Source organism: Kitasatospora purpeofusca (genome assembly GCF_000718025.1).
GTDB lineage: Bacteria > Actinomycetota > Actinomycetes > Streptomycetales > Streptomycetaceae > Kitasatospora > Kitasatospora purpeofusca.
In genome coordinates, this window is record NZ_JODS01000019.1 from 46,323 (window position 1) to 69,332 (window position 23,010).

The 23,010-nt window shown below is 74.1% G+C and carries 20 protein-coding genes; 14 read left to right on the plus strand and 6 right to left on the minus strand.

Going from position 1 to position 23,010, the window contains the following annotated elements:
• Positions 1-29: 29 nt before the first annotated feature.
• Both IF01_RS0125075 and ybiA read right to left on the minus strand, forming a co-directional pair.
• Complete coding sequence (locus IF01_RS0125075) at positions 30-1,319, minus strand: hypothetical protein (RefSeq protein ID WP_157855343.1); 1,290 nt, start codon at positions 1,317-1,319, stop codon at positions 30-32.
• A gap of 190 nt (positions 1,320-1,509) precedes the next feature.
• On the minus strand, positions 1,510-2,100 hold the full coding sequence (gene ybiA, locus IF01_RS0125080) for a riboflavin biosynthesis intermediates N-glycosidase (protein WP_037781096.1): 591 nt from the start codon (positions 2,098-2,100) through the stop codon (positions 1,510-1,512).
• 208 nt (positions 2,101-2,308) lie between these two features.
• Here ybiA and IF01_RS0125085 point away from each other — a divergent pair, with 208 nt between their 5' ends.
• On the plus strand, positions 2,309-2,737 hold the full coding sequence (locus IF01_RS0125085; protein ID WP_030395798.1) for a VOC family protein: 429 nt from the start codon (positions 2,309-2,311) through the stop codon (positions 2,735-2,737).
• A gap of 177 nt (positions 2,738-2,914) precedes the next feature.
• Positions 2,915-3,454 carry an RNA polymerase sigma factor gene (locus tag IF01_RS0125095; protein WP_030395799.1) on the plus strand — a complete coding sequence of 180 codons (540 nt, stop codon included), beginning with the start codon at positions 2,915-2,917 and terminating at the stop codon, positions 3,452-3,454.
• A gap of 324 nt (positions 3,455-3,778) precedes the next feature.
• Here the strand turns inward: IF01_RS0125095 and IF01_RS0125105 are convergent, their stop codons facing one another.
• Entirely contained in the window at positions 3,779-5,284 is a 1,506-nt protein-coding gene (locus tag IF01_RS0125105) for an MFS transporter (protein ID WP_078880281.1), read from the minus strand.
• 94 nt (positions 5,285-5,378) lie between these two features.
• Here IF01_RS0125105 and IF01_RS0125110 point away from each other — a divergent pair, with 94 nt between their 5' ends.
• Complete coding sequence (locus tag IF01_RS0125110) at positions 5,379-6,284, plus strand: helix-turn-helix transcriptional regulator (protein ID WP_030395802.1); 906 nt, start codon at positions 5,379-5,381, stop codon at positions 6,282-6,284.
• Positions 6,285-6,688: 404 nt separating this feature from the next.
• Here IF01_RS0125110 and IF01_RS0125115 read toward each other — a convergent pair whose 3' ends face one another.
• Complete coding sequence (locus IF01_RS0125115; protein WP_030395803.1) at positions 6,689-7,273, minus strand: hypothetical protein; 585 nt, start codon at positions 7,271-7,273, stop codon at positions 6,689-6,691.
• A 134-nt stretch (positions 7,274-7,407) separates the two neighbouring features.
• Here IF01_RS0125115 and IF01_RS0125120 point away from each other — a divergent pair, with 134 nt between their 5' ends.
• The 8 genes from IF01_RS0125120 (at position 7,408) to IF01_RS0125155 (ending at position 16,621) form a co-directional block, all read left to right on the plus strand.
• Positions 7,408-8,637 (plus strand): sensor histidine kinase, encoded by a 1,230-nt coding sequence (locus IF01_RS0125120; RefSeq protein ID WP_051756171.1) that lies wholly within the window; start codon positions 7,408-7,410, stop codon positions 8,635-8,637.
• Positions 8,625-9,269 carry a response regulator gene (locus tag IF01_RS0125125; protein ID WP_030395805.1) on the plus strand — a complete coding sequence of 215 codons (645 nt, stop codon included), beginning with the start codon at positions 8,625-8,627 and terminating at the stop codon, positions 9,267-9,269. Before IF01_RS0125120 ends, IF01_RS0125125 begins: the two co-directional genes overlap by 13 nt.
• An 80-nt stretch (positions 9,270-9,349) precedes the next feature.
• Complete coding sequence (locus IF01_RS44245) at positions 9,350-10,159, plus strand: DUF4097 family beta strand repeat-containing protein (RefSeq protein ID WP_030395806.1); 810 nt, start codon at positions 9,350-9,352, stop codon at positions 10,157-10,159.
• 341 nt (positions 10,160-10,500) lie between these two features.
• Entirely contained in the window at positions 10,501-11,607 is a 1,107-nt protein-coding gene (gene dusB / locus IF01_RS0125135) for a tRNA dihydrouridine synthase DusB (RefSeq protein WP_030395807.1), read from the plus strand.
• Positions 11,608-12,170: 563 nt separating this feature from the next.
• Complete coding sequence (gene ppdK / locus IF01_RS0125140) at positions 12,171-14,879, plus strand: pyruvate, phosphate dikinase (protein ID WP_030395808.1); 2,709 nt, start codon at positions 12,171-12,173, stop codon at positions 14,877-14,879.
• A gap of 271 nt (positions 14,880-15,150) precedes the next feature.
• Positions 15,151-15,711, plus strand: a complete 561-nt coding sequence (locus tag IF01_RS0125145; RefSeq protein WP_078880284.1) for a ribonuclease — start codon at positions 15,151-15,153, stop codon at positions 15,709-15,711.
• 119 nt (positions 15,712-15,830) lie between these two features.
• Positions 15,831-16,301, plus strand: coding sequence for a hypothetical protein (locus IF01_RS0125150; protein WP_030395810.1), 471 nt, complete (start codon positions 15,831-15,833; stop codon positions 16,299-16,301).
• Positions 16,301-16,621 carry a transcriptional regulator gene (locus IF01_RS0125155; protein WP_030395811.1) on the plus strand — a complete coding sequence of 107 codons (321 nt, stop codon included), beginning with the start codon at positions 16,301-16,303 and terminating at the stop codon, positions 16,619-16,621. Before IF01_RS0125150 ends, IF01_RS0125155 begins: the two co-directional genes overlap by 1 nt.
• 122 nt (positions 16,622-16,743) lie before the next feature.
• On the opposite strand, the gene IF01_RS0125160 is transcribed toward IF01_RS0125155, so the two are convergent.
• Complete coding sequence (locus IF01_RS0125160) at positions 16,744-17,823, minus strand: putative endonuclease domain-containing protein (protein ID WP_051756174.1); 1,080 nt, start codon at positions 17,821-17,823, stop codon at positions 16,744-16,746.
• Between the two features lie 114 nt (positions 17,824-17,937).
• Here IF01_RS0125160 and IF01_RS0125165 point away from each other — a divergent pair, with 114 nt between their 5' ends.
• Positions 17,938-19,203 (plus strand): ADP-ribosylglycohydrolase family protein, encoded by a 1,266-nt coding sequence (locus tag IF01_RS0125165; protein ID WP_078880289.1) that lies wholly within the window; start codon positions 17,938-17,940, stop codon positions 19,201-19,203.
• 121 nt (positions 19,204-19,324) lie between these two features.
• On the opposite strand, the gene IF01_RS0125170 is transcribed toward IF01_RS0125165, so the two are convergent.
• Entirely contained in the window at positions 19,325-20,053 is a 729-nt protein-coding gene (locus IF01_RS0125170) for a GNAT family N-acetyltransferase (RefSeq protein WP_030395814.1), read from the minus strand.
• A gap of 726 nt (positions 20,054-20,779) precedes the next feature.
• Between IF01_RS0125170 and IF01_RS0125175 the strand changes: the two genes are divergently transcribed.
• Positions 20,780-21,724, plus strand: coding sequence for a PAC2 family protein (locus IF01_RS0125175; protein WP_030395815.1), 945 nt, complete (start codon positions 20,780-20,782; stop codon positions 21,722-21,724).
• A gap of 224 nt (positions 21,725-21,948) precedes the next feature.
• Positions 21,949-22,959: an SGNH/GDSL hydrolase family protein gene (locus IF01_RS0125180; RefSeq protein ID WP_051756178.1), complete on the plus strand. Its 1,011-nt coding sequence runs from the start codon at positions 21,949-21,951 to the stop codon at positions 22,957-22,959.
• The last annotated feature ends 51 nt before the right edge of the window (positions 22,960-23,010 follow it).

A 23,010-nucleotide genomic window follows, 5' to 3' on the forward strand; every position in this document is an offset into this window, starting at 1 on the left:
GGGTGGGCGCCTGCCGGGTGGGCCCGGGCTCAGCGGCGGCCCCAGCGGGAGCGGGGGCGGTTGGCCGGGGTGGTGGGGAGACCGGCGGTGCGGAGCGCGGCGAGGGTGGTGCGGTGCTGTCCCGGGTCCGCGAGCAGAGGCATGAGCAGTGCCTCGTAGAGGTCGGTCCGACCGGCCAGGGCGCCGGCCAGCCGGACCAGTTCGGCCGGTGGCCGCAGCGTCGCCAGCTCGCCCAGCAGCAGGGCGGGCAGCGGCGCGGGGAGCGTGGTGGCCAGGGCGGTGAGGTCGCCGGTGGGACGGCCGGCTGCCTGGCGCAGCAGGGTCCGGGCGTCGGTGGCGCGGTCCGCCTGGTGGAGGGCGGTGGCGAGGGCGGTCAGCTCGGCGGTCGGGGCGGAGCCCCACTCCCAGAGCAGGGTGGCGCCGTCGGCGTGCTGCCCGGCCCGCTCCAACCCGTCCAGCAGGGCCGGTAGGTCGGCGGCCGGGCAGGAGCGCAGCGTGTTGAACAGCTCCCCGGCCTCCTCGGCAAGCCCGGCCCGGCGCAGCTCGGCGAGGGTGGCGGCGGCGTGCTGGGGGCTGCCGTGGACGGCGCTGCGGGCGAGGTGGAGGGAGGCGCCGGTCGGTCCCCGGTGGGCGAGCCGGGCGGCCAGCGCGGCGGTGTCCTCCGGGGTGAGGTGCTCGGCGGCCTGGCCGAGGATGTCGGCGGCCTCGGTCGGGGAGGCCTTCCGGTACAGGCCGGTGATGCGCTCGGCGAGGGCGGCGAGCTCGCCGGGGGAGCGGTGGCGTGGCGGTGCGGGCGCCGGTGCGGGGCCGGGTACCGGCGCGGGGCCGGGTGCGGGGCCGGTGGGCGTGGGGTGGGGGCCGTCGTCGGCCGGCGTCTGGCGGTCGGCGTGGTGGACGTCGTGACGGACAACGCGGTGGACATCGCGGTGGTGGACGTCGTGGAGAGCGTCGTCGTGGCCGCGGTCCGGTATGTCGTTCGGGGTGCCCGTCCCGGGCCGTTCGCTGCCCCCGACCCGTGGCGACGGCTGCCGCAACTGCTCCTCCAGGCTCTTCAGTCGGTCGCTCAGATCCAGGCAGCGTGCGCCCAGCCCCTCGCGCAGTGTCCGCGCCTGGGTCAGCTGCCGCAGCAGCTCACCGTCCACCCGCTGCCGGTCGGGCAGCGACCGGACGGCTTCGGCGAGCCGCCGCTCGCGCTGCACCGCGTACTGTCTGGCGCGCAGTAATTCGTCCAACTGGGATCTGAGTTCGAGAGCGTCCTGCTCGCTCGCACCGATGCCCGCGTCCGGGACGAGGGGCTGTTCCGTGTGCCGTGTACGCATGATCACCGCAACCTGTCCAACTTGACCCTGACGGCCAGTCATCCTGGCGTTGAAATACGGCGCTGGAGTTACGGCAGTGCGTCCACAGTCTTGCGAGTGGTGTCCGGGGGCGCATGGGGCGCACGGATCGTGAGCCACCCGGCGCGCGCTTGCTACCCGTGCGCCTCCCGGTCGGAGGTGCCGGTCCGGCTCACCGCTCGGTCGCGGCGAGCCGGGCGCGGGCCTCCATGAGGGCGAAGCCGAGCAGGTTCTCGCCGCGCCACTCGGCGGGCCGCTCGGCACGCTCGTTCTCCGCGCCGAGGCCGATGCCCCAGATCCGGTCGAGCGGGCTGGCCTCCACCAGGACCCGCCGGGCGGTCGACAGCAGGTAGGCGCGGAGCCCGGCGTGGCTGCCGAACTTGGCGACATTGCCCGCGACGACCAGCTCGAAGCGGCCCGCACGCCAGACGGCGTCGTCGAAGCCGCGGACCTGGCGGCCCAGCTTCTTCGCCTCCCCGGCGCTCGGCGCGGCCAGGATCAGGGCGAGCGTCCTGCTGTCGTCGAACATCCGGGCCTTGCCCGCCATCATCCAGTGCTCGGCGGTCCGGTACTCGACACCGTCGACGACGAACGGGTGGTCGGGCCACCACTGGCTCAGCACACCGGGGCCGAACGACCCGTTCTGCTGCGGCTGATGGCCCCAGAACAGCAGCCACTTGGCCCGGGCGCCGGCCGCCACGGCCGCGGTCAGGGCGGCGCGGTCACGGGTGTCGGCGGGATCGATCGTGCGTTCGTCGCTCATATCGTCATGCTGACACAAAGGGGTTCGGTGCGGCGAGCGGGTTTTCCGTAGGGGGCCTTGGGTTCGTCGGATCTCGGGCCGGGCGGTGCGTCGCCGGTACTGATGTCGTGGTGCTCGGTCTTCGTCCTGAGTCGTGGTCCTGAAATGAAGGCGACCCCAGCGCAGTTGTCGGTGGGGTCGTCTTCCGCTTTCCGACCGAGGAGCCGAAATGTCCGAGCCGTCCGAGGCCGCCCCCGCCGTGCGTGAACTCCGTCTGGTGGTCACGGCCGCCGACTACGAGCAGGCGCTGCACTTCTACCGCGACATTCTCGGCCTTCCCGAACGTGCCGCCTTCGCCTCGCCCGACGGGCGGGTCACCATCCTGGAGGCCGGTCGCGCGACCCTGGAGATCGCCGATCCGGGCCACGCCGACTTCATCGACGAGGTCGAGGTCGGCCGACGTGTCGCCGGCCACCTCCGGGTCGCCTTCCAGGTCGACGACTCCACCGCCACCACCGCCGAACTCGCGGCCGCCGGCGCCGAGGTGGTCGCCGAACCCGTCCGTACTCCCTGGAACTCCCTCAACTCCCGACTCGAAGCACCCGGGGGCCTCCAGCTCACCCTCTTCACCGAACTCGGCGACCCGGCCACGGAGTGACTCCGGCCGCCGCGCCGGGTTGAATCCTTTCCGTGGGTCGCCGCCTCTTATGGACGGCTTCGGTGAGGACCGGGGCGGACGAGGAGGTTGTGACGATGGTCTGGGCGGCTGTGGCGGTCGGTGTGCTGCTGGTCGGGGCGTGCAGCGTGACGGTGCTGCGGAAGTGGGGGCGGCGGCGTGGCTGAGGTGCGGGAGTGGCCGGGGAGTTCGGTGGTGGCCGCGGCGCAGGACGGTGATGCGGAGGCGATCGCCACGCTGGTCTCGGGAGCGCATCCGCATGTCCGGCGGTTCGCGCGGTCGCTCTGCGCCACGCCGGAGGACGCCGAGGACGCGGCGCAGGAGGCGCTGATCATCCTCTACCGCAAGATCGGGATGCTGCGGGCGACCGGGGCACTGGCCTCGTGGATGTTCCGGATCGTACGGAACGAGTGCCTGCGGCGGGCGCGTTCGGCGCTGGGGGAGCGTCCGGTGGCCGGGGTGGCGCCGTACCGGTCGGCCGAGGACGAGGTGCTGGGGCGGCTGGAGGCCGGGCGGGTGGCGGAGGCGATCGCGGCGTTGCCGGAGGATCAGCGGCGGGTGCTGGTCATGCGGGACGTCCAGGGGCTCAGCGGGCGGACGGTCGCCGATGCGCTGGGGCTGAGCACCGCGGCCATGAAGTCGCGGTTGCACCGGGCGCGGGCGGCGGTCCGGGCGGTCACCGGCGGAGGGGAGTGGTGAAGGGCGGCACTTCCGGCTATGCCAGCCGGACGGTGGCCGGGCACCTGGTGCGGGGCGGGATCGGGTTCGGCGCGCTGGTGGGGGCGTTCGTGCTGCTGCCGGTCGCCGGGCCGGTGGCGCTCCTCCTGCTGCCGCTCGGGCTGGTCGCCCTGCGCGGGTGTCCGACCTGCTGGGTGATCGGGCTGCTGGAGACGGTGTCGCGGGGGCGGCTGCGGCGTGAGTGTGTCGACGGGCGGTGTGAGCTCCGTCCCGCGGCGGACCGGGCCCGGTCGTGGCCACCCGGAGCGGGTGGCCACGACCGGCAGGAGGACCCAGGGGCGGCCGTCAGCCGATGGAGCGGGGGAGGCGGGTCGTCAGGTAGAGGACGGTGAAGGACCCCAGGAGCTGGATGCCCAGGCAGAGGGCGAGCGCGCGGTCCATGCCCAGCGTGGGGGAGAGGCTCAGGTAGAGGGAGCCCAGGGTGGCGACGCCCAGGGCGAGACTGGACTGCTGACCGGTGGCGAGGACGCCGCTGCCCACGCCCGCCCGGGCGGCGGGGACCTTGGAGAGGACGACGCGGAACAGCGGGGTGCCGATCAGGCCCTGGCCGATGCCGGCGAGAGCGACGCCGGGGGCCATCCGCAGCGGGGAGAACCCGTTCCAGTCGGCGAGCACGGTGACGGCCAGGGTCACGAGGCCGAGGGCCTGGACGACGGCGCCGGCGGTCAGGACCCGGCTGCCGAAGCGGCCGATCAGGCGCGGACCGGAGAGCGAGGCGGTGAAGTAGCCGACGGCCATCGGGACCAGTGCCCAGCCCGCCGCGACCGGGCCGAGGTGCAGGCCCTGCTGGAGGGCGACCGCGATGACGAACATGAAGCCGCCAAAGCCGCCGAAGTAGGGGATGGCGATGCCGAGGCCGCGTCGCATCTCGGGGATGCGCAGCAGGGTGGGCGGTACCAGCGGGGCGCCGCCGAGGCGCTCCGCCCGGCGCTCGACCAGGGCGAAGGCGGTGGCGAACACGGGGAACAGGGCGAGCAGCAGCCAGGACCACAGCGGCCAGCCGGCGGCGCGGCCCTCCATCAGCGGCACCAGCAGGGCGAGCAGGGTGGCGGTGAGCAGCACCGTCCCGGCGACGTCGACCTTGGCGCCCTGCGGGGCGCGGCTCTCCGGGACGAAGCGCAGGGCGAGGACGAGGGCGAGCAGGGCGAAGGGGACGTTCAGCAGGAAGACCGAGCGCCAGCCGGTGCCGAAGAGGTCGGCGGCGACCAGCATTCCGCCGAGCACCTGCCCGATGACCACCGAGATGCCGCCGACCGCGCCGTAGACCGAGAGGGCGCGCCCGCGCCGGGCGCCGTGGGTGGCGGCGGTGATGGTGCCGAGGACCTGGGGGATCAGCAGGGCGGCCGACGCGCCCTGGGCGGCCCGGGCGGCGACCAGGCTCCATGCGCCGGGGGCGAGGCCGCAGGCGAGCGAGGTCACGGCGAAGGCGGCCGCGCCGACCACGAAGAGCCGGCGCCGGCCGAAGAGGTCGCCGAGTCGTCCGCCGAGGACGAGGAGCACGGCGAAGGCGATGCCGTACCCGGCGGCGACCAGTTCCAGGACGGCGGGGCCGGCCGCGAGGTCGTGGTCGATGGTCGGCAGGGCGACATTCACTATGAAGAAGTCAAGCATCGGGAGGAACGCCCCGAGCAGGACGGTGACCAGTCCGGCTGTACCGAGGGAAGGGGAGGAGGGAGCGGACGGAGGAGGGGAGAGAGGGGAGGCCGGGGCGGCGGTGGTGCCCGGGGAAGCTGCTGAGGCGGCGGTGGGGAGGAGGGGCCTGGTGGCGGTCAGTTGCTGGGTCACGGTCATACGATCCGCCGTGCCGCACCCTGGTACCAGAGTGTGCTTATCCAGGTATAGGGAATACCTGGCAACAGGATGAGCTGTGCCGCATGCTGGTGGAATGAGTCTGACCGCCGTCACGGCGACCACCGGGAAAGTGCCCGCCGATCCTCGGCGGCAACAGTTGGCGGCGTTCCTGCGCAGTCGCCGGGAGCGGGTCACCCCCGAGCAGGTGGGGCTGCCGCCGACCGGTCGGCGGCGGACGCCGGGGCTGCGCCGTGAGGAGGTGGCGCAGATCGCCGCCGTCGGGGTCACCTGGTACACGTGGTTGGAGCAGGGGCGCGAGATCCAGGTGTCCGTGCAGGTCCTGGACGCGGTGGCGCGCGCCCTGCTGCTCGACCCCAGTGAGCGGGCCCATCTGTTCACCCTGGCCGGCGCGGAGGACCCGGCGCCGGTGCGGGAGTGCCCGACCGTCACGCCCGCGGTCCGGATGACGCTGGACCGGATGGCCCCCTACCCGGCCGCGGTGATCAACTCCCGCTACGACGTGCTGGCCCACAACACGCAGTACACCGGGATCGTCGGCGATCTGGCCGCACTGCCGCCCGAGGACCGCAATCTGATGTGGCTGGCCTTCACCCCCTCGCGCTTCCACGAGGTGCTGGTGGACCACGAGGAGGAGCGGGACGTCATGGTCGCCCGGTTCCGGTCCGGGATGGGCGACCACGCGGCCGAGCCCGCCTGGCGGACGCTGCTCTGCCGGCTGCGGAAGGCCTCCCCGGTGTTCGACGAGGCCTGGCAGCGGCACGACGTCCTGCGGCCGGGGAACGGCCTGAAGCGCTTCCTGGTGCCGGGGGTGGGGCTGCTGCGGCTCGACTACACCAGCTTCTGGCTCGGTCCGGCCCAGGGGTCGCGGATGGTCGTCTACACCCCGAAGGACGAGGAGACCGCCGCGCTGCTGCCCCGGCTTCCCACCCGGCCGCCGTCGGCCGCGGCGGGGGCGGGATCGGGGGTGCCGCTCGGCTGACGGCCGCCCGGTGCGGGCCAGACCGAGGGTCAGGCAGAGCGCGGCCAGCGGGAGCTCGACACAGCCCGCCATGATCAGCGCGGCGAGCGTCTCCCGGCCCGGCAGCGCGGTGGCGATGTCGACCAGGGCGTCGCCCGCCAGCAGCAGGGCCACCACCGCGGCCGGTCCGGCGGTGGCCGTGCCGCGGCGGCGCAGCCCGGCGTCGAGCCGGAGCAGGGCCGCCAGCTCGCACAGGTCGAAAGCGGCCCACGCGGTGTCGCCCTCGGCCACCAGCAGGGCCGTCCAGGGCAGCAGCAGGAACGCGGCGAGCGCGGGCACCCGCTCGGCGAGCGGGCCGAGCACGGGACGGCCGGCCCGTGCGGCACGCGGCGCGAAGGCGGGGGCGAAGCCGAGGACGGCGGTGCTCATCGGGCACCCCCGGCGACGGCGCCGACCCGGGCCCGGACCAGCGGCGACCGCTCGGGGGCGGCACCGCCCGCCTCGACCAGCACACCGTCGAACACGCCCTCGCCCCAGGCGAGCCAGAACTCCCCGCCGACGGTGACCACCTCGGCCGCGCGGACGACCGGGGCGGGTCGGCCGGGCAGCCGGAGCAGCCGTCCGCCGGTGAACCCGACGACCGGGACCGCGCCGCCGTCCGGCAGCCGGCCCCAGGCGAGACCGTGCCGGGAGCGGCGGCGCCCGCCCGCGCCGGCTCCGGCCCAGGCGCGGGCCCCGCGCAGCAGGCCGCCGGTGAGGCGGGTCGCGACCAGGACGTCCACCAGCTCGTCGTACTCGTAGACCTCCAGGGCGGCCCGGCCGCGGGACCGGCCGGCCCGGACACTGCGCACCGACCACGGCCCGGCGGCCGGGCGGGTCGCGCCCGGCAGGACCGCGGGCCCGACCGGAAGCCGCCCCTCGGCCGGGTCGGCCGGGGCGGCCGCGGCGGTGGGGCCGAGGGTCGGACGCCCGTGCGGCAGATCGGCGGAGTGCGATGCGTAGCTCGTCATGCCCTCAAGACTGGCCGTCCCGGGCAGCGTTGTCGGTAGTGCACCGATCCGAATCGGGGGTGTACCCAGCTTCACCATTTCTCGGTACCGACCTTCATGGTGACGGCCGATCACGGCACTCTAGGCTGTCCGCCATGCTCTCCACGAAGCCGCGCCGTGCGCTCATCGGGAGCGCCGCCCGGCCCCCGTGGCCTGCGGCGTTCTGGCGGGACGCCCTGTTCCTCGCCGCCGGAATCCCGCTCTCCCTTCCCGTCTGGCTGACCGTCACCGTCCCCAAGGTGTCGCTGTTCCTCGTGGGCGTGATCCTGCTCGGGATCCGCCTCCTCTCCGCCGCGCAGCGCGCCCGGCTGCGGGCGCTGCGCGGGGTGGACGTCCCGCCGCTGCTGCGGCCCGCCGGCACCTCGGCCGGCGCGGTGGCCACGCTGCGCACCGCCGTGAGCTGGCGCCAGGTCGGCTACCACCTGGTGGTCGCTCCACTGGTCGCGCTCGGCGCGCTGGTCGTGCTGTGGGGGTCGGGCGCGGCCGTGGTGGCCTCGACGGTGTTCGGCTGGGCCTGGACGATGCCGTCCTCCTCGCCGGTCGCGGACCACTGGGCCAAGCTGGACGTCCCGCTCACCGTCGGCGGCGTGGCGCTGCTGGCGGTCCTGCCCTGGGCGGTCCGCCTGCTGGCCGGTCTGGACGAGGCGCTCGCGGTGCGGATGCTCGGTCCGGGCCGCACGGCGGTGCTGGAGCACCGGATCGAGGAGGTGGTGGAGAGCCGGGCCGGCCTGGTGGACGCGGTCGACGCCGAACGCCGCCGGATCGAGCGCGACCTCCACGACGGCGCCCAGCAGCGGCTCACCTCCCTGGCGATGAACCTCGGCCTGGCCCGCCGCACCCTCAAGGACATCCCGCCCGAGGCCATGCAGGTGATAGTCGAGGCGCACGAGGAGGCCCAGGCGGCCATCGACGAGCTGCGGGACCTCGTCCGCGGCCTGCACCCGGCCGTTCTGGAGGACCGCGGGCTGGACGCGGCGCTCTCCGGCATCGCGGCCAGGATCCCGCTGCCGGTCCGGCTGGACGTCGACCTGGCCGAGCGGATAGCGCCGACGGTCGAGGCCGTCGCCTACTTCACCGTCTCCGAGGCACTGACCAATGTCGCCAAGCACGCCCGGGCCTCCCGGGTGGACGTCACGGTGCGGACGGCCGGCGGTCGGCTGCACCTGGTCGTCAGCGACGACGGCGTGGGCGGGGCGGACGCCGCTCGGGGCACCGGCCTGACCGGCCTGCGGCAACGCACCGCCTCGGTCGACGGATCCTTGTTCCTGGTCAGCCCCGTCGGGGGCCCGACCACCATTACCGTGGAGTTGCCGTGCGCGCTGTGATCGCCGAGGACTCGGTCCTGCTCAGGGTCGGTCTGGTCAAGGTCCTGGAGGCCGTGGGCTACGAGGTGGCCGCCGCCGTCGGGGACGCCGAGGCACTGCTCGTCGCGGTGGAGGAGCACCGCCCGCAGGTGGTGGTGGCGGACGTCCGGATGCCGCCCGGCTACTCCGACGAGGGGGTGCGGGCCGCGCTGGTGATCCGCCGCCAGTGGCCGGAGGTGGCGGTGCTGCTGCTCTCCCAGTTCGTCGAGGAGCGCTACGCCGCGGACCTGCTGACCACCAACACCAGCGGGGTCGGCTACCTGCTCAAGCAGCGGGTGGCCAATGTCGACGAGTTCGTGGACGCCCTCCAGCGGGTCGCCGAGGGCGGGACGGCGCTGGACCCGGAGGTGGTGGCCCAGCTGCTGGTGCGGCGCCACCGCGATCCGTTGGAGCGGTTGACACCGCGCGAGCGGGACGTGCTCGCCCTGATGGCGGAGGGCCGGTCGAACGCGGCCATCGCCGGCTCCCTGGTGGTCAGCGACAGCGCGGTGGCCAAGCACATCAACTCGATCTTCGCCAAGCTCGACCTGCCGCAGGCCGACGACAGCCACCGCCGGGTGATGGCGGTGCTGCGCTTCCTGGAGGTGGCATGAGGACGCCGGAGGCCGGTCCGACCGCGGGCACCGGCCCGGTCCGGGGCGGGGGGACGGCGACGGCGAGTCCCGCTGCACCCGTGCCCGGGCCGCCCGCCCGCGGCGGCCACCGGGGCTGGCGGGTCCTCGGGACCGTGACGCTGGTCGTGGTGATGCTGATCGGTGCCCTGCAGACCTGGGCGACGGCGGTGCAGCAGCAGAGCCGTTCGGAGCGGACCTACGGGATCGCGGTGACCAAGGTGCGGCTGGACACCGGCCGGGCCGCCGTCCGGATCCGGCCCGGGCAGGAGGGCCAGGTGGTGGTCCGGCAGCTCCTGAACTGGATGGTGCGGAAGCCGGTGGTCTCGGCGCTGTTCGACCAGGGCGAGCTCGACGTCCGGATGGTCTGCAACCAGGTGTTCGCGGTCGGCGACATCGGCTGCGGAGCGGTGGTCGAGCTTGAGGTTCCGCCCGGGGTCGCGGTGACCGGACGGCAGTCCAGCGGCAGCATCGACATCGCCGGGGTGACGGGTGAGATCGATCTGGCCTCCACCTCGGGGGAGGTCCGGTTGGACGAGGTGTCCGGTCCGCTGACCGTGCGTACCACCTCCGGCTCCGTGCACGGCCGGCGCCTCACCTCCCCGAGGGCCGACGTGGCCGCGACCTCGGGCTCGGTGGAGCTGGGCTTCACCGCGGAGCCCTCGGCCGTGGACATCGGTGTCACCTCGGGGTCGGTGAGCCTGGGCCTGCCGCGCGGGTCCCGCTACGACTTCGAGGGCGGCTCCGCTCCCCGGGGCGGGATCGATCCGGTGCTGGCCGACCGCTCCAGCCCGCACAAGGTCAGGATCTCGGTCAGCTCCGGTTCGGTGGAGGTCTTCGCGAGGGACGGTGACGCCGACGGCAGCGGGTGAGAGCGACCGGACCGGTCGGGAGAAAGGCGGGCAGGGCCTGGTCAGCGCCGGGCCAGGGGCGGTGGGGAGCCCGGACCGATGGCCCTCCGGGGCGGGCGCGGCGGGTGGGGGACAATGGAGAGTCCCCGAATCGCCGTCCCCGAGGTCAGCCGCGCATGACAGTCCCGCCCGCACCCACCGAGCCGAGCACCGCGACCGGCACGACCGGCGCCACCGGTACGACCGGCAGCAGCACCGCGACCACCGCCACCGGCAGCGCCACCGCGACCGGCGGCACCGCGACCACCAGCGCCACCGCCACCGCAGCCGGCGCCGAGTTCGCGCCGCTGACCGTCGGCCCGATGGAGGTCTGGCCGCCCGTGGTCCTGGCGCCGATGGCCGGCATCACCAACGCGCCGTTCCGCACCCTCTGCCGCGAGCAGAGCGGAGGCAAGGGCCTCTACGTGTCGGAGATGATCACCACCCGGGCCCTGGTCGAGCGCAACGCCAAGACCATGCAGCTGATCAAGTTCGACCCGAGCGAGAAGCCGCGCTCGATCCAGCTGTACGGCGTGGACCCGGTGACCGTCGGCAAGGCGGCCCGGATGATCGCGGACGAGAACCTCGCCGACCACATCGACCTCAACTTCGGCTGCCCCGTCCCCAAGGTGACCCGCAAGGGCGGCGGCTCGGCGCTCCCGTACAAGCGCAACCTGCTGCGCGAGATCCTCCGTGAGGCCGTGTCCAACGCCGGCGACCTGCCGGTCACCATGAAGATGCGCAAGGGCATCGACGACGACCACCTCACCTATCTGGACGCCGGCCGGATCGGCGCCGAGGAGGGCGTCTCCGCGATCGCCCTGCACGGACGCACCGCCGCCCAGCACTACGGCGGTACCGCCGACTGGTCGGCGATCGCCCGGCTGCGCGAGGCCGTCCCGGCGGGGATCCCGGTGCTCGGCAACGGGGACATCTGGTCGGCGGACGACGCGGTGCGGATGATGCGCGAGACCGGCTGCGACGGCGTGGTGGTGGGCCGCGGCTGCCTGGGCCGGCCGTGGCTGTTCCGGGACCTGGTGGCGATCTTCGAGGGCGAGGTGGACTACGCCCGTCCGACCTTCGCCGATGTGGCGCGGGCGATGGTCCGCCACGCGCAGCTGCTCGGCGAGTGGCTGGGCGACGAGGCCCGCGGCGTGATCGACTTCCGGAAGCACGTCGCCTGGTACACCAAGGGCTTCTCGGTGGGCTCGGAACTGCGGGTGAAGCTGGCGAACTCGTCCTCGTTGGCCGAATTGGCCGAAACCCTGGCCCTGGTGGAGCAGTCGCAGAGCTGGCCGGCCGGCGCCGACGGCCCGCGGGGGCGGACCAGCGGCAACAACCGTGTGGTTCTGCCGGAGGGCTGGTTGGACGATCCGTACGACTGCGCCCGACCGGGCGAAGACGCCGAATCGGACACCTCTGGCGGATGATCTGTACGGGGTGGCAAATATGGCCCTCTCGGGTCGATGGCCACCCCGTCCCAGCCCTCTTTGCCACTCTGGACAAGAGGGCTCCTTTTTGGCATTCGAATGTCACGGAGCGAGCACGTTTCTGGACGCAGTGCGACGATGGGCGGAGTCGACCTACGCTCGATCGGTGAGATGTGTCCGTGACGCTTGCCACATACCCTGCGTGCCCCAGGGGTCCGACAGTACGAAATGAACAAGTCGAAGGCGGATCGCTTCCCGAAGGGGGGCGGCGGCGGATCGGCACTGAGGGTGCAGGAAATCAAGCCGGGCCGTCAGCCCGGGCGGCCGGTGGCTACCGTGTGTTCCGGATATGTGATCTTCCGGTTTCCATGCCTTCAAGACTTGAACGCTTGCTAGCGTCATCCGGACGATTTCACCTCCAGAGGTGAACGCCGTTCCATGCATTCGATCTATCGGGTTACCTGCGGGTCCTGGCCACGTACGGCCTATTGGCGGCGCAGAAGTGCCTTCGAAATGGGTATGTTCTCCGGCGTCAGGGCAACCGTGCGCGAGGAGACCGACCCGTGGCGTCCCAGCAGAAGTTTGTTTACTCCTTCACTGAAGGAAACAAGGACCTCAAGGATCTTCTTGGCGGCAAGGGCGCGAACCTGGCCGAGATGACCAACCTGGGTCTTCCGGTCCCTCCGGGGTTCACGATCACCACCGAGGCCTGCAAGGTCTTCCTGGAGACCGGCACCGAGCCCACCTCCCTGCACGAGGAGATCAGCGCCCACCTGGACGCGCTCGAGCAGGAGATGGGCAAGCAGCTCGGCCAGGCCGACAACCCGCTGCTCGTATCGGTGCGTTCGGGCGCCAAGTTCTCCATGCCCGGCATGATGGACACCGTCCTGAACATCGGCCTCTCGGACGCCTCGGTGGTCGGCCTGGTCGCCCAGTCCGGCAACGAGCGCTTCGCCTGGGACTCCTACCGCCGCCTGGTCCAGATGTTCGGCAAGACCGTGCTGGGCGTCGACGGCGAGCTGTTCGAGGAGGCCCTGGACGAGGCCAAGCACGCCAAGGGCACCGCCAGCGACCTCGACCTGGACGCCGCGGACCTGAAGCAGCTGGTCGAGGTGTTCAAGGGCATCGTCGAGCGCGAGACCGGCCGGGCCTTCCCGCAGGACCCGCGCGAGCAGATGGACCTCGCCATCCACGCGGTCTTCCACTCCTGGAACGGCGACCGGGCCCGGCTCTACCGCCGCCAGGAGCGCATCCCGAACGACCTGGGCACCGCGGTCAACGTCTGCAGCATGGTGTTCGGCAACCTCGGCGAGGACTCCGGCACCGGCGTCGCCTTCACCCGCGACCCCTCCACCGGCGCCCAGGGCGTCTACGGCGACTACCTCTCCAACGCCCAGGGCGAGGACGTCGTCGCCGGCATCCGCAACACCCTGCCGCTGTCCGAGCTGGAGAAGCTCGACAAGAAGTCGTACGACGAGCTGATGTCGATCATGCAGACGCTCGAGACCCACTACCGGGACCTCTGCGACATCGAGTTCACCATCGAGCGCGGCAAGCTCTGGATGCTGCAGACCCGGGTCGGCAAGCGCACCGCCGCGGCCGCCTTCCGGATCGCCGTCCAGCTGGTCGACCAGGGTCTGATCGACCTGGACGAGGCCCTGATGCGGGTCACCGGCGGCCAGCTCTCCCAGCTGATGTTCCCGCGCTTCGCCCCGAACGCCGAGTCCAAGCAGATCGCCCGGGGCCTCGCCGCCTCGCCCGGCGCCGCGATCGGCAAGATCGTCTTCGACTCCTACACCGCGGTGAAGTGGTCGCGCTCCGGCGAGAAGGTCATCCTGGTCCGCCGCGAGACCAACCCGGACGACCTGGACGGCATGATCGCCGCCGAGGGCATCCTCACCTCGCGCGGCGGCAAGACCTCGCACGCCGCCGTCGTCGCCCGCGGCATGGGCAAGACCTGTGTCTGCGGTGCCGAGGAGCTGGAGGTCGACACCAAGCGCCGCCGGATGACCACCGCCGACGGCCTGGAGCTGGAAGAGGGCGACGTCGTCTCCATCGACGGCGCGACCGGCAAGGTCTACCTCGGCGAGGTACCCGTGCTCCCCTCCGCGGTGGTGGAGTACTTCGAGGGCACCCTGCACGCCGGCGCCGACGTCCAGGGCGGTCTGGTCCAGGCCGTGCACCGGCTGATGTCCCACGCCGACGGCCGCCGCCGCCTCGCGGTGCGCGCCAACGCCGACAACGCCGAGGACGGCTCGCGCGCCCGCCGCTACGGCGCCCAGGGCATCGGCCTGTGCCGCACCGAGCACATGTTCCTCGGCGAGGAGCGCCGCAAGGAGGTCGAGCACCTGATCCTCGCGGACAACGACAAGGACCGCGAGGCCGCGCTCTCCACCCTGCTGCCGCTTCAGAAGGGCGACTTCCTGGAGCTGTTCCAGGCGATGGACGGACTGCCCGTCACCGTCCGCCTGCTCGACCCGCCGCTGCACGAGTTCCTGCCCGACATCACCGAGCTGTCGGTGCGCGTCGCCCTCGCCGAGGCCCGCAAGGACCCGAACGAGAACGACCTGCGCCTGCTCCAGGCGGTGCACAAGCTGCACGAGCAGAACCCGATGCTCGGCCTGCGCGGTGTGCGCCTCGGCCTGGTCATCCCCGGCCTGTTCGGCATGCAGGTCCGGGCCATCGCCGAGGCCGCCGCCGAGCGCAAGCTCGCCGGGGCGGACCCGCGCCCCGAGGTCATGATCCCGCTGGTCGGCACGGTCCAGGAGCTGGAGCTGGTCCGCGACGAGTGCGAGCGCGTGCTCGCCGAGGTCGCCCAGTCCACCGGCGTCCAGCTGGACATCAAGCTCGGCACCATGATCGAGCTGCCGCGCGCCGCCGTGACGGCCGGCCAGATCGCCGAGGCCGCCGAGTTCTTCTCCTTCGGCACCAACGACCTCACCCAGACGGTCTGGGGCTTCTCCCGCGACGACGTCGAGGCCTCCTTCTTCACCGCCTACCTGGAGAAGGGCATCTTCGGGGTCTCGCCCTTCGAGACCATCGACCGCGACGGTGTCGGCTCGCTCGTGAAGCACGCCGTCCAGGCCGGCCGGGCCACCCGCCCCGACCTCAAGCTCGGCGTCTGCGGCGAGCACGGCGGCGACCCGGAGTCGGTGCACTTCTTCCACGAGGTGGGGCTGGACTACGTCTCCTGCTCCCCCTTCCGGATCCCGGTGGCGCGGCTGGAGGCCGGCCGCGCCGCCATCGAGACTGCGGGCAGCGACTCGCGCTGAGTGCCGGGGGCTCGTCATGAGCCCCTCGGCACGGCCGAATCGCTGACCGTGTCCCCTCCATCGGGGAGGGGCGTACACCGGAGCTCGGCGCAGGAGAACCGGCGTACGTGAAGCGGCCGGGGCAGGAACGGACAATGGCGTCCGTACCCGCCCCGGCCGCATGCTTTTCCCTCTCGTCCGGTCCCACCGCGGCGGACCCCGCCCCCCGGTGTGGCGCCGACCACGCGTGTGGCTGGCCGGACCCCGGTCCGCCGACTGCCAAGCTGGGCCCATGACCAGCAGAAACCGCCTGTGGACCGCCCTCGCCGTGCTGATCTGCGTGCTCGCCGCCGCGGTCGGCTACCTGCTCTCGGACGACACCGGCGGCGGCGCGTCCCAAAGCGCCGCGTCCAAGACTGCCGCGACCCCCACCGCCACCGGCCCCGGCGCGGCCTCGACGGCTCCGGCGGCACCGAAGCCCAGCGCACCCCGGCCCTCCGCCCCCGCGACCCCGCCCGCCACCCCGCCGGCGACCGCCGCCGGCACCGGCTGGGTGCCGACCGACCCGGCGCTGGCCGACGTCTGCCGCACCAGGCTCCCGGACCAGGCCCGCGACACCCTCGGACTGATCGCCAAGGGCGGCCCCTACCCCTACCGCTCGGACGGCATCGTCTTCGAGAACCGGGAGAGCCGCCTCCCGCGCAAGACCTCGGGCTACTACCACGAGTTCACCGTCGTCACCCCGGGCTCCGGCGACCGGGGCGCCCGCCGGGTGGTCACCGGTGGCTCCGGCGAGCAGTACTGGACCGCGGACCACTACGCCACCTTCCAGGAGATCGACTCCCGCTGCTGAGGAGCGGATGCGGCTCGGCGCCTCACTGGGTCCGGTGCCCCACTGAAAGTACTTTCCATCGCGGAAAGTACGTGCCATAGTGGAATCAAGATCAACGATCACCACCACCGGGGGACTCCATGAGCGATTCCGTGCCTGTCGAGCTGTCCGCGGCCGAGGCGCTGGGCCTCGCCGCCCGGGCGCGCGCCGCCGCCCAGGCACCGCAGCCGGTGCCCGCCTGGTACGGCGCCACGTTCGCCGCCGGTTTCTCGCTCTACGGCCTCGGCCTCGGCTACGCCCTGTGGGCCGACGCGAGCTGGCTGGCCGGTGTGCTGGGCGGGGTCTTCGCGGCGGTCAGCGGTGCCCTGGGGGCCGTGGTGACCCGTCGCGGCGGTGTGGCGAGGGGCTGGACGCCCGGCTTCGGCGGGCCGATGACGCGCTGGGTGGTGCTGGTCTTCGCCGGAGCCCTCGCGGTGGCCGCCGTGGTCCATCTGCTGGGAGCCGATGCCCGGGGGACGTTCGGCAGTGCCGGCGTCACGGCCGGGGCGCTGTTCTGGCTGGCGATGGTGCGCGTGAACGCCCGGATCCGCCGCGAGGCGGGGGACGCCTGATGGCCGGGCTCGACCCGCTGCTCCAGCACCCCACCCGGCTCACCGTGCTGGCGTTTCTCGGCGGCTGCATCGAGGCCGAGTTCTCCGCCGTCAGGGACTACTGCCAGGTCTCCGACTCGGTGCTCAGCAAGGCGGCGAGCGCGTTGGAGGAGGCCGGCTACCTGTCGGTCAAGAAGGGCTACGTCGGCAAGCGCCCGCGCACCTGGCTGGCCGCCACCCGGGCCGGCCGCCGGGCGCTCGCCGACCACCTGGGCGTCCTGCAGCAGCTGGCGGCGGCGGCCGAGGCGGCGGGCCGGGAGGCGGAGGGCCGGCAGCCGTGACCTCCCGGGGTCGCACTCTGCGGCGCCCCCGAACCGCAGCGTCCCCGAACCGCAGCGTCCCCGAACCGCAAAGCCGTCGAGCCACCCCAACACTGCCCCAGCACTGCCCCGCCCCCGTCCCCTCACCGGGCCCGCCGCCAGGTGACCCGGCGGTGCGGTCCGTGCGGACCGGCCGAGAGCAGCGCGGCCACCTCCTGCAGCACCGGCCCCGGGTCGCGGCGCAGTTGGACGGGGGTGGTGCGGACGACCGGGAGGCCGGCGGCGGTCAGCCGGTTGGCCCGGGTCAGGCTCCGCTCGTGGTCGGCCGGGCTCAGGTGCCAGGCCCGGGAGTCGATCTCCAGGGCGACGCAGGCCTGCGGCCAGTACGCGTCCGGCACGGCCAGGAACCGCCCGTCCAGGAAGAGCACCGGGTTCCAGAGCGGTTCGGGGAGCCCGGCGCCGCGCACCGCGTCCCGGGCCTCGCCCTCGACCACGGACCGCACTCCGGCCGTCAGCTCCTCGACCACCCGGGCCGGCCCGGTCAGTTCGCGGGCGTCCGGCCGGGCGAGCAACTGGTCCAGCAGCTCGCCGAGTTCGCAGTGCCGCCGCTGGACGGCCTCGGCGCAGAGCGCGCGGAACCGGCGCTGTCCGCCCGCCCGGGGCGCGAGGTCGGCCAGCGCGCGGGCGACCGAGGTGCTCCACAGCCCGTCGTCGCGCTCGAAGCCGCCCGGCATCGCCCCGGCCGCGCGGTGGATCCGGACGAACCCCCGGTCGGCGACCCGTCGCTGAGCGGGGATCAGGACGTCCACCTCGGTGAGGTCCGCCGGGTGCCCGGCGGAGGGGAGGCCGGCGTCGGCGAGCACCGCCACCCCGGTGAGCAGCACCTCCCCGGCCTGCGGCGCGGGCCGCCCCTTGGGGCCCGCGTAGGCGAGTGCGGCCCGCAGCCGCTGGTGCGGGGTCAGCCGCCCGGTCTGCAGGCAGATCACCCGGGGCAGCACCCGCTGCCACGGGCCGCCGGGCCGCAGCCGGTGCGCGATGCTCCCGGACGGCACTCCGAGCGCGCGCAGTTGGGCGCGGGTGACGATGTGCTGCTGGTCGCCGCCGACCAGCAGCAGCGGGTCGACGACCGGCCGGGGTGCGGCCCGCGCGCGAGCGGCGACGGGCGGGCGCGTCACGGCGGCGAGCGTCGGCGGAACGGCGGAGGCCGGGGCGGCGAGGGTCATGCCGAGGTGTTTCCCGCCCGGTTCGGAGGTATGCGAAACATCGCCCGCCCGGGGAGTGTCCGGTGGAACCGGGTTGACGCCGGGCCGGTGCGGACGGTGGGCTTGGTGCCCAAGATGACGATTCCTCACCCCGGCCCCGCGCTCGACGCGCTCCAGGGCCTCTCCGTCGGCGACGCCTTCGGCGCGCAGTTCTTCGTCCCCGCCACCGCGCGGGCCCACCTCGCCGCCCGCACCACCCCGCCCGGCCCGTGGCCGTGGACGGACGACACCGAGATGGCGTGCTCGGTGTACGCCGCGCACACCGAGCGCGGCGCGATCGACGTGTTCGACCTCACCCATGCCTTCGCCCGCAGGCACGACTTCGACCGGGGCTACGGCCCGGCCGCCAACCGGCTGCTGCGGCTGGTCCGGGAGGGCGGTGACGCCCGGGAGCTGGCCTCGGCACTGTTCGACGGCCAGGGTTCGTACGGCAACGGCGCCGCGATGCGGGTCGCCCCGCTCGGGGCGGCGTACGCGGCCGACCCGGCGGAGGCGGTGCGCCCGGCCGTCGAGACGGCGCTGATCACCCACACCCACCCGCAGGCGGTGGACGGCGCGGTCGCCGTCGCGGTGGCCGCCGCCTGCGCGGCGCGGGCCCGCGGTGCCCGGACGACGCCGGCGGGCTTCCTGGAGCAGGTCCTCGACCTGACCCCGCGCGGTGCCGTCCACGACGGCCTGGCCGAGGCGGTCGCGCTGCTCGCCGAACCGGACCTCACGGTGGTGGCGCGCTTGCTCGGCAACGGCAGCCGGACCAGCGCCGCCGACACCGTCCCGTACGCGCTGTGGTGCGCGGCCCGGCACCTCACCGACTACCCGGCGGCGATCCGGACGGCGGTGGCCGCCGGCGGGGACGCGGACACCGTGGCCGCGATCACCGGCGGCGTGGTCGCCGCGCACACCGGGACGGCCGGGATCCCCGCCGACTGGCTGGCCGCCCGGGAGCCGTTGCCGGCCTGGGCCTTCGTCGAACCGGGGAGCGTGTCCGCCGGCCGGGGCCGCGCGGAGATGCTGGTGCCGCGGCCGTGCCCGGTGCCGGACGTGCTGTGGACGGACGAGCAGTGGCAGCGGCTGCGCACCGGGGCCGGGCCGCTGGTCGGGGGCCGCCGCCCGGCGCTGCACACCCGGGAGGGCACGCTCCGGCTCTGCGGTCCGGACGGCCACCCCTGGTGGGAACTGACGGTGGCGCCGGAGCGGGCGGGCCGGCGCCCGGTCTCCGCCGTGGTCGAGGCCTGCCCCGGCCGGGCGCCCGAGGACGACGGCCGGGGCGCCGGCCTGCTGGCCCGGCTGCTGCGGGCCGCCCTCACGGGCGGACCGGTCGCGGGCGGGCCGGTCGCGGACTGACCCCGGCCCTGGTGTCCGGACCCGCGCCGGGTCCGGACATCAGGGCGGACGAACCCTCCGGCCCCGAACCACCGGACCGCCGAATCGCCCGGACCCTCCGGAGGAGACCCGGCCGGAGGCCTCAGGCCGTGATCAGATGCCCCGCGCCGCCGCCGTGTCTAAGGCACTCCTGGTTGATCGCCGGATCCGGGGCGCTCGGCGAGGTCGCGGCGGCGATCCGCAGCTCGATGATGTCGCGCACGGCGGGCCACTCGCTGTCCAGGATCGAGTAGAACGCGGTGGACCTGACCACCCCGTCCAGCCCCCGCGAGTGCGCCCGGCGGACGCCCTCGCCGGTCGCGCCCAGCCGCTCGATGGCGGCCCGCGACCGCATGTTGCGGGCGTCGGCCCGCAGCGAGATCCGCTGCACGCCCCACACCTCGAAGGCGTGCCGCAGCATCAGCAGCTTGGCCTCGGTGTTGATGCCGGTGCCCTGGGCGCGCGGGGACAGCCAGGTGTTGCCGATCTCGGCGGCGTCCGGGACGGCCGTGGCCGGGTCGCCGAACGGCACGCCGGGAACCGGCGGCCAGACGAGCGGCCCCTGCCAGTAGTCGAGTTCCAGGAACCGGGTGGAGCCCACCACTCGGCCGTCCGCCTGGTTCACCGTCGCGAACGGCAGCGACCGGCCGGAGGCCTGGTCCGCCAGAGCACGCGCGATGTACTCCCGGGCAGCTTCCAGGCCGTGCGGGACGGGGGTGAAGGCGTAAGTCGTACGGTCCTCGGCGCCGGCCTGGGCGATGGCCTCGGCATGGTGCGCGGCGAGGGGCTCCAGCCGCACGGTGCGGCCGGTGAGGATGACAGGTACGGGCACGGAACCTTCGGTCCTTCGGCGGTCGGAGGGCGCTGGCCCGTGCCGGGGTGCGGCGAGGGTCAGCAGTGGACGGTTCGCCCCGCTCCGGAGTGCGCCCACCGGTGCCCGCGCACGCCGGAGGTCCGGTCGAGCGGGGCGGGGAGCGACGGCCCGGAGTCGGGCAGCGCGGTGCCGGAACGGACACGGGTCCACGGACCGGTCCGGCGGGATGAGCGAGGGGACAGTGTGCGTCCGCGAGATGGCCGAAGAGGAAACGAGAGCGCGAAGGGAAGCAGGCGGCCAGGTGAAGGCAAGATGCGTCGTAGGTGGCTGGCCGAGCACCGGTCCGGGTCGTGATCGACGGCGTTACGGACGACGTGACGACGACGCGACGATGCGAGGCAGCGAGAGGACGATACCCGCCAGAAGGCAATGCGTCACTTCGCGGCACACGAATGGCCGTCGGGGCTGGTCCGGGGCTTGTGGCGGCGACCGTTCGCACCCCCCTGACCAGGGCCTTTCGGGCCGGGTGCGATCATGGTCCGGTCGGCCTCGCGGGGGCGCGCGACGGGCGGGACGACGGGCGCGCGCCGGGCGGGGCCGCGAAACGGGCCCGGCCCGGCGGGAATTCCGGCGGCACTCCGCACGCTGGACGAGGAGAGCCGGGCAGCAGTCCCAGCGCGGGCAGCCGCGCGGGGGCGTGCGCGGTGAACCGCGACGAGGAAAGAAACGGGGTGTGGGTGAGCGGTGCGTGATCCCCAGGCGCTGTACGAGCTGGACCAGCAGGGTGTGGCCGCGGTGGCCGCGGCGAGGGCCGCGCTGGCGGACACCGGTGCCGGCCTGGTGCTGCTCCACCACTTCGAGGGCTTCATGGACGCCGGCGAGGCGGGCGCCCAGGTGGTCGACCACCTGCTGGAGACGGGCGAGCCCCAGGTCGTCGCCCGCTTCGACCACGACCGTCTGGTGGACTACCGGGCCCGCCGCCCCGCGATGCTCTTCGACCGCGAGCACTGGTCGTCCTACGAGCCTCCGGAGATCCTCCTCCAGCTGCTCCACGACGCGGCCGGTTCCCCGTTCCTGCTGCTCACCGGCCCGGAGCCGGATGTCGAGTGGGAGCGTTTCGCCGCCGCCGTCCGGCAGCTGGTCGAGCGCTTCGACGTCCGGCTGGCCCTCGACTTCCACGGCATCCCGATGGGCGTGCCGCACACCCGCCCGGTCGGTCTGACCCCGCACGGCAACCGGCTGGACCTCGCGGCCGGCTACCCGCAGTGGTTCGAGCAGGCGCAGGTCCCGGGCAGCGCCCAGGCGCTGCTGGAGTACCGGCTGGCCGAGGCCGGGCACGACGTGCTGGGCTTCGCCGCGCACGTGCCGCACTACGTGGCGCGTTCGGCGTACCCGGCGGCCGCGGTGCTGATCCTGGAGGCCGTGCAGTCGGCGACCGGGCTGGTGCTGCCCGGCACGCTGCTGCGCGAGCGGGTGGACGAGGTGTACGCCGACATCGAGGAGCAGCTGGCGCAGGGCGACGGCGACCTCCGCTCGGCGATCCGCGGCATGGAGGGCCAGTACGACGCGGTGGCCGGTTCGCAGGGCCGGGAGAGCCTGCTGGCCGAGCCGGTGGACCTGCCGTCCGCGGACGAGCTGGGCCGCCGCTTCGAGCAGTTCCTGGCCGAGCACGAGCGCGGGCCGGAGTAGTCGGCCGGAGCGGTCCGCCGGAGCAGTCGCCCCGGGCGGCCCCGGGCGACGGTCACCACGGTCACCGTCGCCCGGGGCTGCCCGCTGTCGGGCCTCCGGGGCGCCCGCCGAAATTTCCCGTTCCGGACGGGAGCGATCGCGCCCGCCCGTCCGTTGGGGACTGCGGTGCCCGGGGGACGGGCCGTCGTAGGGAGAATGCCAGCGGCTCCTACCGGGGGGTTCCCGTGTCACTGTCCGTACGCCCGATCGGCACGCTCGGCGGCGTGTTGAGCGCGGGCCTCGCCGCCGTGCTGGTCGCCGGATGCTCCGGTTCGTCCGGTTCGGAGACCGTCGCCGCGGCCGCCGCCGGCGGCTCGGCACCGCCGCGCGCCGCCGCCACCGGGGCCGCACCCACCCCGATGCCGACGCCCACCGGGCCGTACGTGGCGCTCGGCGACTCCTACACGGCGGGGCTGAAGATCAGCCCCCAGGTGGGCGTGCCCAAGGGCTGTTCCCGCTCGGCGGTCAACTACCCCTCGCTGGTGGCCCAGGCGCTCGGCCTGGCGGGCGAGCGGTTCCGCGACGTCAGCTGCAGCGGTGCCCGGACCGGCGACCTCACCGGCGCCCAGAGCACCGAGGGCGGCGTCAATCCGCCGCAGCTGGACGCGCTCACCCCGGCCACCCGGCTGGTGACCCTCGGGATCGGCGGCAACGACGCCGGGTTCATGGAGGTCGTCGGCCAGTGCGCCAAGGAGAACCTGGTGGACGCGCTCAAGGGGCTGGTCGGCTCGGACCGGGCGGCGGCGCCCTGCCGGGACTCCTACGCGGCCGCGGACGGCGGCGACCAGGTGCAGCGCAAGGTGGACAGCGCCGGCGAGCGGCTCGGCGAGACCCTCAAGGAGGTCAAGCGGCGGTCCCCGCAGGCCAGGGTCTACGTGGTCGGTTACCCGGCGCTGCTGCCCGCCGACCCGGCGAGCTGCGTCCCGGTGCTGGGGTCGACCGTCGCGGGCGGGGACCTCGGCTTCCTGGTGGAGAAGGAGCAGCAGCTCAACGCCATGCTCAAGCGCCGGGCGGAGGCGGCCGGCGCGGTCTTCGTGGACCTCTCCGGGCCCTCGGCCGGCCACGACATGTGCGCGGGCGAGACCGCCCGCTGGGTGGAGCCGCCGTTCCCGACGCAGGGCCTGGCGGCGATCCACCCCAACGCCAAGGGCCAGGAGGGCGCGGCCGCGGCCGTGCTCAAGGCGCTGCGGGGCTGACCGCCGCCCTCGACAACAGGGCCGACGGCGGGCGTCCAAGGGTTCACGCCC